This window comes from Mesorhizobium sp. B2-6-1, assembly GCF_006440475.1.
Taxonomy (GTDB): Bacteria; Pseudomonadota; Alphaproteobacteria; order Rhizobiales; family Rhizobiaceae; genus Mesorhizobium.
The window spans coordinates 59,495-73,022 of record NZ_VFUH01000001.1; the positions used below are offsets into that span (position 1 = coordinate 59,495).

The window sequence follows — 13,528 nt, forward strand, 5'->3', positions numbered from 1 at the left end:
GCTACTCGGCCGCGGCGCGGATGCCCGGCATGTCGGGAAAGGTGCAGATGACGGTCGTGCCCTTGTCCTTGCCGGTTTCGATGCGGACGCTGCCGCCATGCAGCTCGACGAAGCTCTTGACGATCGACAGTCCGAGCCCGGCGCCGCGCCGGCGGCCGCCATTGGCGCGCGGCTCGAAGCGGCGGAACACCGAGTCAAGCACGTCGGGCGGCATGCCGGGTCCATCGTCATGGACCGAGAATTCCACACCGTCCGCCAACTGACGGCAGGCGAGCCGGATGGCGCTGGCCTCCGGCGCGTAGTTGGCGGCGTTGCTGAGCAGGTTGTAGAGGATCTGGCGGATGCGGATTTCGTCGCCGTGGAAGGTCTTCGGCGCCGCCGCGGCATCGACCTCGAGCCTGATTGAATGCTCTTCCAGCCGGTCGGCAACCAGCTCGGCGGCGGCGGCGATCGTGCGGTCGACATGGACCTCGGAAATGTCGAGCTGCATGATGCCGGCATCGACCGTGGCAAGGTCGAGTATGTCGTTGACGATGGTCAAAAGCACCGAGGACGACGAGCCGACATGCTCGACATATTCGCGCTGCTTCTGCGTCAGCGGACCGGTGACCGGCAGCGACAGCAGTTCGGTGAAGCCGATGATGTTGGTCAGCGGCGAGCGCAGTTCGTAGGACACGTGCTGGACGAATTCGTTCTTGAGCTGGTCGGATTTCTCCAGCGCCTCGTTCTTGTCCTTGAGCGCGCGTTCGACACGGACGCTGTCGGTAACGTCGACGAAGGTCATCATCACCTGCCCGTTGGGCAGGGGGATCACGGCGTAGCGCAGCACGGTGCCGTTGTTGAGCTCGGTCTGACCGTGGCGGTCGCGGCGCTCGTCGTCGAAGCCGGTGATGGCGGCGACGAAGCCGCCCCACGGGCTGTCGATCGCTTGCAGGTCGCAAAGCTCACGGATTGCGGAAACATGGACATTGGGCCGGGCGGTTTCGGCGTCCAGGCCCCACAAAGTAGCAAATGCCGGGTTCGACAGACGCAGCCTGCCGTCGGGACCGAACACCGCCACGCCTTCGGCGAGGTTGTCGAGTGTTTCGCCCTGGACCCGCACCGCGGTGCGGTAGCGGCTTTCGAGGTCCATCTTCTCGGTCAGGTTCTCGAACACCCAGGTGACGCCGCCCTTGGGCTGCGGGTTGGCGACGACGCGGATGGTCTTGCCGTCGGGCAGGTGCCACCAATGCTCCTGCGATTCCACCGCGCGGTAGGCGCCGAGCAGGCCTTCCTTCCAGCGACGCCACTCCGGCTGCTCGGCGATCTTGCCCTCGCTGCGCAGCCGATCCAGCAGCAAAGCGTTATCGGGCGCGCTGTGCAGGAAGCCTGCATCGAGGCCCCAGAGCTTCTGGAAAGCCTGGTTGAAGAAGCGCAGCTTCTCGTCGGTGTCGAAGATCGCGACCGCCGTGTTGAGCTGGTCGAGCGTGTCGGCGTGGCTGCGCACGGTGCGCTCATATTCGCTGCGGATGGTTTCGATGGCGCTGGTGTCGCAGGCAAGTCCCGCCGAACCGTCGGCGCCGGCGAAATCGGTCACCGCGAAAACGCGGCGGTCGCCTTCGATCACCGTGGAAAGCGTCTGTTCGAAGACAGGATGGGACTTGTGCTGGGCAGCGATCGCTTCGCGCGCTTGGCCGCCGAGGAATTCCTTGGCGTCGCGGACAGCCATCTCCGCGCTTTCGGCCTCGACCGCTTCGGCATAGGCCCGGTTCACCCATCTCAGGCGGCCGTCCTCGCCGCGCAGCCATGCCGGCATCTTCAGCGCCTCGAGCAGGCCGATCATCGTATCATGGTCGGCGGCCAGCCGCTGGTTTTCGATCTTCAGCCGGGCCTGGCTGCGTTGCGTCTCGGAAAGGGAAACGAACCGCACCAGCACATGCGCCGCGCTCTTGCGGCCATGCACTTCCAGCGGAGCGCCGGTCTGCGTTTCGATGACGAGGTCGAAGGACACGGCTCTTTCGCGCAGCCCCGCGACGGCATGCTCGAGTGCCGCAGCCGAGCGCGGCATCAGCCAGCGGCCGAAGGCAAGGAAGGCGGCCCGCTCCTCGGGCGCGCCGCTTTCGACCGGCAGCGTGCCGATGAGCTCGGGTTTCTTGTTCTCCGAGGCCCAGACGACGACACGCTGGTCGCGCAAGTTGAGCAGCGCCTCCGAACGGCGCAGCGCCGCGTTGATGTCCGCGATGCGGCTCCTGAGCTCGACATTTTCGGCCGAGGTGCGCGCTCTCTCCCGGATCAGAACGATGGCCGACAGGAATGCCGCTCCCATCACTCCGACAAAGACGGCAAGCTGCACGACCTCGACCGTGCTCACCGATAGGCTTGCGGCCTCCGCACCAGCAGCCTGGGCGTGGGCCACCGTGCCGGCCAAAGGCCAGCCAAGTGCGGAGCCGGCAAGGAAAAGTCCGGCGCGCGCGCGCCATGAAGGGCGCCCGCCTCGCGTGGCGGTGCCGGTAATCCTCGAATCGTCATGGCCGCCGGAAACGGCCCGTCCCGCGCAAAGCGGGTTATCCCCCGGCATGTCTTGGTCCTCTTCGCCGCCTGAATGCAAGACCGCCCTGATGCGTACGCCGGTCCTCGTCCCCGGACCGCGAATCACAACAATAGCGCCTGCTGGAATCGGCGTGAAGAATCATTCGGCGCAAAAATAAAGCCGGGCGAAAAGTCAATCGCCCGGCGTCAATATCTGGTAGTAAATTCAGCTTTGGTTAATAGCGGTAGTGTTCCGGCTTGAACGGACCCTGCGGGGTCACGCCGATATAGGCTGCCTGTTCGCCCGATAGTTCGGTCAGGCGAGCGCCGAGCTTGTCGAGATGCAGGCGCGCGACCTTCTCGTCGAGATGCTTGGGCAGCACGTAGACCTGGTTCTGGTACTGCTCGCCCTTGGTGAATAGCTCGATCTGCGCCAGCACCTGGTTGGTGAAGGACGCCGACATGACGAAGCTCGGATGGCCGGTGGCGTTGCCGAGGTTGAGCAGGCGGCCTTCCGACAGCAAGATCATGCGCTTGCCATCGGGGAAGGTGATCATGTCGACCTGAGGCTTGACGTTGGTCCATTTCAGGTTGCGCAGCGATGCCACCTGGATCTCGTTGTCGAAGTGACCGATGTTGCCGACGATCACCATGTCCTTCATCGAACGCATGTGGTCGAGGGTGACGACATCCTTGTTGCCGGTGGTGGTGATGACGATGTCGGCGGTGGGTGCGGCATCTTCGAGCGTGACGACCTCGAAGCCGTCCATCGCCGCCTGCAGGGCGCAGATCGGATCGACCTCGGTGACCTTGACGCGGGCGCCGGCGCCCTTCAGCGAGGCGGACGAGCCCTTGCCGACGTCGCCATAGCCGCAGACGACGGCGACCTTGCCGGCCATCATGGTGTCGGTGCCGCGGCGGATGCCGTCGACCAGCGATTCCTTACAGCCATATTTATTGTCGAATTTCGACTTGGTGACGGAGTCGTTGACATTGATGGCCGGGAAAGGCAGCAAGCCCTTCTTCTGCAGCTGGTAGAGCCTGTTGACGCCGGTGGTCGTCTCTTCGGTGACGCCCCGGATCGCTTCCTTCTGCTTGGTGAAGAAGCCGGGCGAAGCCTTCATGCGCTTCTTGACCTGGGCATAGAAATATTCCTCCTCCTCGCTGTGCGGATTGGACAGCACGTCCTCGCCGGCCTCGGCGCGCGCGCCGATCAGGATGTACATGGTGGCGTCGCCGCCATCATCGAGGATCATGTTGGAGGTGCCGCCGTCGGCCCACTGGAAAATCCTGTCGGTGTAGTCCCAGTACTGCTCAAGCGTCTCGCCCTTGACGGCGAAGACCGGGATGCCGGCCTCGGCGATGGCAGCAGCCGCATGGTCCTGGGTCGAGAAGATGTTGCAGGAAGCCCAGCGTATATCGGCACCGAGCGCCTTCAGCGTCTCGATCAACACCGCGGTCTGGATGGTCATGTGCAGCGAGCCGGTGATGCGCGCGCCCTTGAGCGGCTTCTTGGAGCCGAATTCCTCGCGGCAGGCCATCAGGCCCGGCATTTCGGTTTCGGCGATCTCGATTTCCTTGCGGCCCCAGCCGGCAAGCGAGATGTCGGCGACCACATAGTCCTTGCTACCCGTCATGGCAGTGCTCCGATGCGAATTGTTACGCTATTGAATTGTTTGCGGATGCGCCCGCGCCGGCAGGCGCGTCGAAGGGCGCGAATTGCCCGCCTGACTAGCAGATCGGCGTCAAGACGACAATGGGATATAAAGAAATCTTTATCCCTGCATGTCTTTCGTATGGAGGTAAAGGATCAGCATTCCTCGCCGAAGCGGGACGCCACCAGCTGCTCCAGCGCATTCATGACCTCAAGCGCTTCGGGACCGCTGGCGGTGACGCGAATCGAATAGCCCGGACTTGCCGCCAGCATCATCAGGCCCATGATCGAGGTGCCGCCGACCTTGACGCCGTCCTTCTCGACGTGGACCGACGCGTTGTAGCCGCTGGCGAGCTGCACGAACTTGGCCGAGGCGCGCGCGTGCAGGCCGCGTTGATTGACGATCGGAAATTCGCGGACGATCTGGTCCTTTTCCGACGACATCGTGCTCATTTGCTGCTCAGGAGCTGGCTGGCGACATTGATGTATTTGCGCCCCGCCGCCTGCGCCTCGTCGAGGGCCGCCGCCATGTTGTCGCCCTTGCGGATCGAGGATAGCTTGATCAGCATCGGCAAATTCATGCCGGCGATGACTTCGGTGCGGCCGGACTCCATCACGGAAATGGCAAGGTTCGAAGGCGTGCCGCCGAACATGTCGGTCAACACGATCACGCCCGTCCCGGTGTCGACACGGGCAACGGCATCGACGATGTCGCGCCGGCGCTGCTCCATATCGTCGTCAGCCCCGATCGCCACGGTTTCGAAATTGTCTTGTGGCCCGACGACATGTTCCACGGCATGTCGGAACTCGGTGGCCAGTTGACCGTGCGTTACAAGCACGAGTCCGATCATTCTTTGGTGGCTCCCGTCATCGCCGCTTCACAGGCGCATTTTATGCTCGCCAGCCATTCCAGGCGGCGGGAGCGCTATCTTGTCGACGCGCGGCTCGTTGACAAGCCCAAAATTGCGCCGGCCCATGCCATTTTGACGCATTGCAGCAAAAAACCCCGGTCGCATCATAGAAAAGGCGCGATCGACAGATGCGCCATCACGGCGGGCAAGGCAGCGGCAATATTGCGTTCCGCCACGTCAATCCGCGGCACCAGGCAGCCGGCGATGTTGTCGTCGGCATCCTCCTGAAAGCGTGCCACTTCGCCGGCCGGCAAAAGCCTGACATGCAGATCGATGACGGCGCCCGCCTCAAACGGCACGGGTCGCGGACCACGCCCGGGCACCTCGACCAGGCCCTCGATCGCGGCGGGCGCGCGGCACACCAGCCGTCCCGCATGTGCCATGACGAAAAGCTGGTCGTCGCCGACGAGCCGTGAAAATAAGCCTCGCGGGTGGCAATGGTCAATGAGCGCCAGCGCCAGTGTCGTCTTGCCCGAACCGGATGCGCCGCTGACGAGAACGCCGCGCTCGCCGATCAGGATGGCCGTTGCGTGGATGTTTTCAGGCTGCATGAGCGTGCCCGCTTATGCATTTCGGAAATCCTGATCCAACCCCGTCATCTCGAGAATCTGCAGGCCTTTCAATAGTGTTCGCACCATAGTCCCGCTGTGCGGCGGATCCACGGGACAAGCCCGAGGATGACGGCCGTAAGGCCGCGATATCCGGGATCATTTTTGCATGAGGCATGATCTGATCCGAAAACCGGTTCCCACTTTTCGGGATCATGCTTCGGCCGGCAGCGTAACCACGAAGCGGGCGCCCTTGATCTCGCCTGGCTTGGTGCCGGGGATGTTCTCGGCGGTCAGCGTGCCGCCATGGGCCTCGACGATCTGCCTGGATATCGACAGGCCAAGGCCTGAATTCTGGCCGAACGCCTCGCCGGCGGGCCGGTCGGTGTAGAAACGTTCGAAGATGCGGTCGATGTTGTCGGCACGGATGCCGGGACCATTGTCATCGACGGTGAGGATGTTGAACTTGCCGGTGCGCGCCAGCGACAGGATGATGTGGCCGCGCTCCTCTGGCACGAAGGAGCGGGCGTTCTCGATCAGGTTGGTGATGACCTGGCCGATGCGCAGGTCGTGGCCGACGACGAAATAGCCCTTGACGCCCTGCGGCAGCTTGGCGACCCTGAGCTCGATCTCGACCGCCTTCTTGTTGCGCGTCGTTTCACGCGAGACGGCGACGAGGTCGGTGATGAACTTTTTCAGGTCCACGGTCCCCGCGTCATCCCGCGCCAGCTCGGCGTCGAGACGGGAGGCATCCGAAATGTCGGTGATGAGGCGGTCCAGCCGCCTGACGTCGTGCTGGATGATCTCCATCAGCCGGCTGCGCGAATTGTCGTTCTTGGCGAGCGGCAAGGTCTCCACCGCGCTGCGCAGCGAGGTCAGCGGGTTCTTCAATTCATGGGAAACATCGGCGGCGAAACTCTCGATCGCCTCGATGCGGGCATAGAGCGCGTTCGTCATGTCGCGCACGGCAATCGACAGATTGCCGATCTCGTCCTGCCGGTCGGAGAAATCAGGGATTTCCTCGCGGCTCTTGACGCCGCGCCGTACCCGCACGGCCGCCGCAGACAGCCGGCGCAGCGGATTGGCGATGGTGGAGGCCAGAAGCATCGACAGGATGGCGGTGACGAGTGCCGCGATGCCAAAGACGCGCAGGATCGCCTTGCGTTCGGCGGCGACGATCTTGTCGATGTCGCCGCCTTCGGTCGACAGCATCAACACGCCGAGAACGGCGCGGAAGCGCTGGATCGGCACCGCGACGGAAACGATCTGCTCGCCCTGTTCGCTGATCCGGACGATGGTCGACGGGCTGCCGGTCAGCGCCTTGACCACTTCCGGGAAGGCGGCGCCATTGCCGCCCGGCTGCTCGTGATAGACCGGCAGATCGGTGTTGCGGAAGAAGTCGAAGATGAACTTCTGGATGCGTTCGACAAGGTCGGGCTCTTCCTCGTCGACCGGGGGCAGATCGTACCGAAGGATCTGGCCGCGCGAATAGAGATGGCGCGAATCGAGCAGCAAATTGGCGTCGCGGTCGTAGATGCGGGCGCGGGTGCGGGTCGGCGAGATCAGCCGGCGCAGCACCGGTGCGACGCGTTCAGGATTGATCGGGAAATCCAGATTGTCGAGCTGGTCAGAGCCCGGTCCCAGGCTTTCGCCGGCCTGCAGCTCAAGCAGCTTTTCCGGATCGATGCTGATCGAATCGGTCTCGACCGTCGCCGAGGCAGCGATCGCGCCGGCGATGATCTCGCCCTGGGTCATGAGGCTTTCGACGCGGGCGTCGATCAGCCCGTCGCGGAAGGTGTTGAGATAGAGAATGCCGGTGACCAGGACTGCGAGGCCGGCGAGATTGAGGAAGAGGATACGCCGCGTCAGGCTGGAAAAGATGTGATGGCCGAGGAAGCGGCGCATGGGCACGGTGAGCTTCGACAGGAACGCGGGCATGATGCGCGCCGGCCGCCTTGCAACGCCCGCCGATCTGCTCCGCTGTGCTTCCACTGCCATCGAACAGCAGTTCCCTGCTTAGTATTAGTGAGTAGCGGGTAGCGAATAGAGAAATGGTTGGCTGAGATCGCGGCGATGCACGGGTGGCCGCTCGCACCATTCAAAACTGACTACCGACTATTCCCTATTGTCTACCCGCCTATTCACGCCTCGCGGAACCGGTATCCGACTCCGTAAAGGGTTTCGATCATCTCGAAGTCGTCGTCGACGGCCTTGAACTTCTTGCGCAGCCGCTTGATGTGGCTGTCGATGGTACGGTCGTCAACATAGACCTGCTCATCATAAGCCGAATCCATCAGCGCATCACGACTTTTTACGACGCCGGGGCGCTGTGCCAGCGAATGCAGGATCAGGAATTCGGTGACGGTGAGCGTCACCGGTTCGCCTTTCCAGGTGCACGTGTGGCGTTCCTGGTCCATGACGAGCTGGCCGCGCTCGAGCGAGCGCGCCTGCTGGCTGGGCGCTTTTGCCGCGGCCTCACGGGCGCTGGCACGACGCAACACCGCGCGCACCCGCTCGACCAGCAAACGCTGCGAGAAGGGTTTGCGGATGAAGTCGTCGGCGCCCATCTTGAGGCCGAACAGCTCGTCGATCTCGTCGTCCTTGGAGGTCAGGAAGATGACCGGCAGGTCGGATTTCTGGCGCATCCGGCGCAAGAGTTCCATGCCGTCCATGCGCGGCATCTTGATGTCGAGGATGGCGAGATTCGGCGGGCGCGCCGCCAGGCCTTCCAGCGCGGACGCACCATCCGTGTAGGTTTCGACGCGATAGCCTTCCGATTCGAGGGCGATCGACACCGAGGTCAGAATGTTGCGGTCGTCATCGACAAGCGCGATTGTTGCCATTTCAAGCGGCTCCCTCATGAGCTGTCCCTTCTTTGGTAGAGAAGGGGCTTTTGCAGGACAAATTAGGTACAAAATGTGGCATAGGCCTTCGCCGCTGTCACGGGCGGCATGCCGGCGGCCACGATCGCACCTCGATATGGATTGGACGAACCAGCGCCGCCAATCCTTTGGGCAACCACGAAACTTTTTGCACATATAAACGATTTAAACAACTTTCAAAATATTTAAATCGATTAATGATTTGATATCATTCGGCTTTTCTGGTTCTGACCATCTAAGCTCGCGTAGTGGGCGTGCCGGAAAGGCGCCGGCAAAGATGCGCAAATCGGAGAAGGGTCATCCATGTCGGAAGTCGGCAAACGCAATCCTGCCTGCGCGATCGATCGTATCGGTCTCAGAACCTCTGGCCTGGTGCGCTACAATTTCGGGGCGGCCGCCCTCTACGAGGAATCGATCAGGCGCGGCGAAGCGCGGCTGACAGCGCACGGCGCGCTGGTCGCCGAAACAGGCCAGCACACCGGCCGTTCGCCCAAGGACAAGTTCGTCGTCCGAGACGGCGCCACCGAGCATGACATCTGGTGGGACAACAACAAGGCGATCTCGCCGGACCAGTTCGAGACGCTGTTCGAAGAGTTCCGGGCGCACGCCGCGGACAAGGATCTCTACGTGCAGGACCTGGTGGGCGGCGCAGACCATGAGCTGAAGCTGCCCACCAGAGTCATCACCGAGTTTGCCTGGCATTCGCTGTTCATCCGTAACCTGCTGATCCGTCCGGAAGCCGCGGAGCTCGACCATTTCGTGCCCGAGATGACGATCATCGACCTGCCCTCCTTCCGCGCCGACCCCGCCCGCCACGGCACCCGCACCGAAACCGTGATCGCCGTCGACCTCACCCGCAAGATCGTCCTGATCGGCGGCACTTCCTATGCCGGCGAGATGAAGAAATCGGTGTTCACAATGCTGAACTACCTGCTGCCGGCCAAGGGCGTGATGCCGATGCACTGCTCGGCCAATGAGGGCCCTGGCGGCGACGCCGCGATTTTCTTCGGCCTGTCGGGCACCGGCAAGACGACGCTGTCGGCCGATCCGTCGCGCACGCTGATCGGCGACGACGAGCACGGCTGGGGGCCGCACGGCATCTTCAATTTCGAAGGCGGCTGCTATGCCAAGACCATCAAGCTGTCGGCGGAAGCGGAGCCTGAGATTTTCGCCACCACGCAGCGCTTCGGCACGGTGCTGGAGAACGTCGTTCTCGACGCCCATGGCGTGCCGGATTTCGACGACGGCCGGCTCACCGAGAACACGCGCTGCGCCTATCCGCTCGACTTCATACCCAATGCCAGCAAGACGGGGCGCGCCGGCCATCCCCGGAACATCATCATGCTGACCGCCGACGCTTTCGGCGTGATGCCGCCGATCGCACGACTGACCCCGGCGCAGGCGATGTATCATTTCCTGTCCGGCTACACGGCCAAGGTGGCCGGAACGGAGAAGGGCGTGACCGAGCCCGAAGCGACGTTCTCGACCTGTTTCGGCGCGCCGTTCATGCCGCGCCATCCCTCGGAATATGGCAATCTGCTGCGCGAGCTGATCGCGCAGCACGGTGCCGATTGCTGGCTGGTCAACACCGGCTGGACTGGCGGCGCCTACGGCACAGGCAGGCGGATGCCGATCAAGGCGACGCGCGCGCTGCTTGCCGCGGCACTCGACGGCTCTCTGAAGACGACCGGTTTCCGTACCGACGCCAATTTCGGTTTCGAGGTGCCGGTGGCGGTGCCGGGCGTCGACGCCGCCATCCTCGACCCGCGATCGACCTGGGCCGACAAATCCGCTTATGACCGGCAAGCGGCAAGGCTGGTCGGCATGTTCGCCGTCAATTTCGAGAAGTTCGAAAACCATGTCGACGCCTCCGTCCTCGGCGCGGCGCCGCACATGCGGGAAGCGGCGGAATAATCGCCCGCCAGGCTCAGCCATCCTCGCAAGGCCCGGTCCCGATCGGGCCTTTTCTTTTTTCGTGCGCCGCGCCATGACTGCGGCATGACGAGCGACGACACAATCATCATTGCCGACGATGCCGTGATCCATCCGGGTGATCTGCACGAGGATTTCATCCGCTCCTCCGGCCCCGGCGGGCAGAACGTCAACAAGGTGGCGACGGCGGTGCAGCTGCGCTTCGATGCACGCAACGCACCCGGCCTGTCGGAGCGCGTGCGCGAACGCACGATCAGGCTTGCCGGCCAGCGCGCCACCAAGGACGGCGTCATCGTCATCGAAGCCGGACGCTTCCGCACGCAGGAGCAGAACCGGGCGGATGCACGGGCGCGGCTGACGGCGCTGGTCGCCAAGGCGGCCGAGCCGCCACCGCCGCCGCGCAAGAAGACGAGACCGTCGAAAGGCGCGGTCGAACGGCGGCTGAAGAGCAAGGCCGGACGCGGCACCATCAAGAAACTGCGCGGCCGGGTAGAGAACGATTAAGCAACACACCAATCGCGCGCGTGAACCCGCTTTCAATTTCGCTTTGCAGATGCAAGGTTTACTCATTGCCACAGCAAGGAGACCTGGAGATGGGTATGTTCGATTTCGTCAAGAGCGTCGGCAAAAAGCTCGGCATAGGCGGTGACGAGGAAGCGGCACCCAGCGCCGATACGCTCAAGAAAGAACTCGATTCGCACAAGCTCGGTACCGACGGCGTGCAGGTCGTCGTCCAGGGCGACACGGCGGTGCTGAAGGGCGTGGTCAAGGACCAGTCGGTTTTCGAAAAGGCGGTCATCGCCGTCGGCAACACGCTAGGCGTCTCCAAGGTGCAGGCGGACGAGTTGCAGGTCGCGCCGGCCTCCGGTTCGGCGGCGGCCGCGGCCAAGGAACCGACCTTCTACACCGTCCAGAAGGGCGACAATCTCTGGAAGATCGCCGAGAAAAGCTATGGCAAGGGCAAGGGCGCCAAGAACACGGTCATCTTCGAGGCCAACAAGCCGATGCTGACCCATCCCGACAAGATCTATCCGGGGCAGGTCCTGCGCATTCCAGACCTCACCTGATCAAGGGAGACGCGAATTTTTCGGGAACGGCGGCTTTCGGGTCGCCGTTTTCATTTTCAGATGGCATGCTCGAACCGACGAAACGGAGCTAGCGACCGACCTCATGCTCGTTCTGCCCAAGGGCGTCCGCCACATGCCGGCCTATCTGTCCCGCGACGTGCAGGAGGCGCTGGTGGAGGATGTGAGAGGCATCGTCCAGCAGGCGCCGCTATTCGTGCCGGCCATGCCGCGCACCGGCAAGGAAATGAGCGTGCGCATGACCAATTGCGGCCCGCTCGGCTGGGTCACCGACAAGGAACGCGGCTATCGCTACCAGCCGACGCACCCCGTGACAGGGACGCCGTGGCCGCCGATCCCGGATGTGCTGATGCGGTTGTGGCGAGAGGTCTCGGCCTACCCGCATCCGCCGCAGGCATGCCTGGTCAATTTCTACGCGCCGGATGCGAAGATGGGTCTGCATCAGGACCGCGACGAGGAGGATTTCTCAGCACCCGTTGTATCGGTCTCGCTGGGCGACGACTGCCTGTTCAGGGTCGGCCAGACGACGCGCGAGGGGGCGACCCGGTCGTTCCGGCTGAAGAGCGGCGACGTCGTCGTGCTCGGCGGCGAAGGACGCCTCTGCTTTCACGGCGTCGACCGCATCTACCCCTCGACCTCGGCGCTGCTGAAAAATGGCGGCAGGATCAATCTGACGCTGCGGCGGGTGACGAAGGCCGGAGAGCCAAGCATAAGCCGATCTTAACGCCCGGGCGCTATCAAGGCCGGCAAGATCGTGGGTCCGCAGAAATGATCGCAATGGCACCGGCCAATGAGACTGCCCCCAGCCGATCCGATCTGCGTTTCGCCGCGCTTGTGGTGTGCACCGGAATCCTGATCGGGCTGCGCTACCATCTTGCCTTGTGGACGTTCGACGCGCACGGCTTTTCCGAGCTTAGCGATAGACTGCCCTATTGGGACTTTACCAATCTGTGGGCCGGCGGCCGCATGGCGCTCGACGGTCATGTGGCATTCCTGTTCGATGTCGATAGCTACCGCGCGGCCCTGCGGCGGATGTTCTCGCCCGATCTTCCCAACCAGGAATGGAGTTATCCACCAAGCATCCTGGTATTCGGCACGCCGCTCGCCTTGCTGCCCATCTTACCGGCCTATCTCGCCTGGACGTTCGCCACGATCCTTTGCCTGTGGCTAGCGGTGCGGCCATTGAGGCTGGGGGCGGCTGCCGAGTTGGCCGTCCTTGTGTGTCCGGCCGTCTTCATCAACGCAATCTTCGGCCAAAACGGTGCGCTGACAACCGCCTTGCTCATCAGTGGGCTGGTCGCGGCGCCGAAACAGCCGATCCTGGCCGGGTTTTTGTTCGGTCTGCTCACCGTCAAGCCGCATCTCGGCATACTGGTCCCGTTCTGTCTGCTGGCGAGCGGCAACTGGCGCGCCATTGCCGCAGCCGCCGTGTCATCGGCCGCGCTGTTCGCGGTAACCGGCGCCTGGTTCGGCTTCGATGTCTGGCGGCTGTTCTGGACCGAAACCCGTCCGCTGATGACAGCGATCCTGGAGGCGCCCTATCCCCAGCCCTACCAGTCCAACGCAGCGACGATGTTCTTCCTGGCGCGCTCATGCGGTTCGGGACTCGCGACGGCTTACGCAATGCAGGCCGTCGCGACGATCGCAGCCATCTCCGCCGCCATCTGGATCTGGCTGCCCCGACGGCAGGTCGAACATCGCGAGCGGGTCGTGCTCACCGCCGTGCTGGCGACGTTGGCGACGCCTTACGGCTACAGCTATGACACGATCGGCCTGGCGGTTGCCGTCGCTTATCTGTTCGCGACGCGCAGCACCATGCCGCGGATTCTTCTGACGCTGGTCTGGCTGTACCCGACCGTTGCCCATCTGATAAACAATGCAGGGCTGGGCATCGGCGTACTAGTGCCGCTGTGCTTGTCGGCATGGATGCTCGCCGACATAAGGCGCCGCGAGCGCGATATCCTTGGTTCGGGCGTGTCGGGCAGCGGCATGCTGTAAAGCCGCGGCT

Annotated in this window: 12 protein-coding genes; 5 read left to right on the top strand and 7 right to left on the bottom strand. The window is 63.4% G+C overall.

Annotated elements, in window-relative coordinates; translation table 11 throughout:
* Position 1: 1 nt before the first annotated feature.
* From FJ443_RS00300 to FJ443_RS00335, 7 genes are all read right to left on the bottom strand, one after another.
* Complete coding sequence (locus FJ443_RS00300) at positions 2–2,557, bottom strand: PAS domain-containing sensor histidine kinase (protein ID WP_140662327.1); 2,556 nt, start codon at positions 2,555–2,557, stop codon at positions 2–4.
* A gap of 187 nt (positions 2,558–2,744) precedes the next feature.
* Positions 2,745–4,145: an adenosylhomocysteinase gene (gene ahcY / locus FJ443_RS00305; protein ID WP_140517752.1), complete on the bottom strand. Its 1,401-nt coding sequence runs from the start codon at positions 4,143–4,145 to the stop codon at positions 2,745–2,747.
* A gap of 173 nt (positions 4,146–4,318) precedes the next feature.
* Positions 4,319–4,615: an HPr family phosphocarrier protein gene (locus FJ443_RS00310; protein ID WP_140491179.1), complete on the bottom strand. Its 297-nt coding sequence runs from the start codon at positions 4,613–4,615 to the stop codon at positions 4,319–4,321.
* Entirely contained in the window at positions 4,612–5,013 is a 402-nt protein-coding gene (locus FJ443_RS00315; RefSeq protein ID WP_027032585.1) for a PTS sugar transporter subunit IIA, read from the bottom strand. Before FJ443_RS00315 ends, FJ443_RS00310 begins: the two co-directional genes overlap by 4 nt.
* A gap of 164 nt (positions 5,014–5,177) precedes the next feature.
* Positions 5,178–5,624: an HPr kinase/phosphorylase gene (locus FJ443_RS00325; protein ID WP_140491183.1), complete on the bottom strand. Its 447-nt coding sequence runs from the start codon at positions 5,622–5,624 to the stop codon at positions 5,178–5,180.
* 210 nt (positions 5,625–5,834) lie between these two features.
* On the bottom strand, positions 5,835–7,619 hold the full coding sequence (locus FJ443_RS00330) for a sensor histidine kinase (RefSeq protein WP_140491185.1): 1,785 nt from the start codon (positions 7,617–7,619) through the stop codon (positions 5,835–5,837).
* Positions 7,620–7,762: 143 nt separating this feature from the next.
* Positions 7,763–8,464, bottom strand: a complete 702-nt coding sequence (locus FJ443_RS00335; protein WP_010912942.1) for a response regulator transcription factor — start codon at positions 8,462–8,464, stop codon at positions 7,763–7,765.
* A 342-nt stretch (positions 8,465–8,806) separates the two neighbouring features.
* On the opposite strand from FJ443_RS00335, the gene FJ443_RS00340 reads away from it, so the two are divergent.
* The 5 genes from FJ443_RS00340 (at position 8,807) to FJ443_RS00360 (ending at position 13,518) form a co-directional block, all read left to right on the top strand.
* A complete protein-coding gene (locus FJ443_RS00340; RefSeq protein WP_140554565.1) occupies positions 8,807–10,417 on the top strand; it encodes a phosphoenolpyruvate carboxykinase in 1,611 nt (536 codons plus the stop codon).
* 84 nt (positions 10,418–10,501) lie between these two features.
* The gene (gene arfB / locus FJ443_RS00345) at positions 10,502–10,939 is read left to right on the top strand and encodes an alternative ribosome rescue aminoacyl-tRNA hydrolase ArfB (RefSeq protein WP_140491189.1); all 438 of its coding nucleotides are present in this window, start codon (positions 10,502–10,504) and stop codon (positions 10,937–10,939) included.
* 89 nt (positions 10,940–11,028) lie between these two features.
* Positions 11,029–11,502, top strand: a complete 474-nt coding sequence (gene lysM / locus FJ443_RS00350) for a peptidoglycan-binding protein LysM (RefSeq protein WP_140491191.1) — start codon at positions 11,029–11,031, stop codon at positions 11,500–11,502.
* A 103-nt stretch (positions 11,503–11,605) separates the two neighbouring features.
* On the top strand, positions 11,606–12,244 hold the full coding sequence (locus FJ443_RS00355; RefSeq protein WP_140662329.1) for an alpha-ketoglutarate-dependent dioxygenase AlkB: 639 nt from the start codon (positions 11,606–11,608) through the stop codon (positions 12,242–12,244).
* 44 nt (positions 12,245–12,288) lie between these two features.
* Positions 12,289–13,518, top strand: coding sequence for a glycosyltransferase family 87 protein (locus FJ443_RS00360; RefSeq protein ID WP_246681185.1), 1,230 nt, complete (start codon positions 12,289–12,291; stop codon positions 13,516–13,518).
* Positions 13,519–13,528 lie beyond the last annotated feature (10 nt).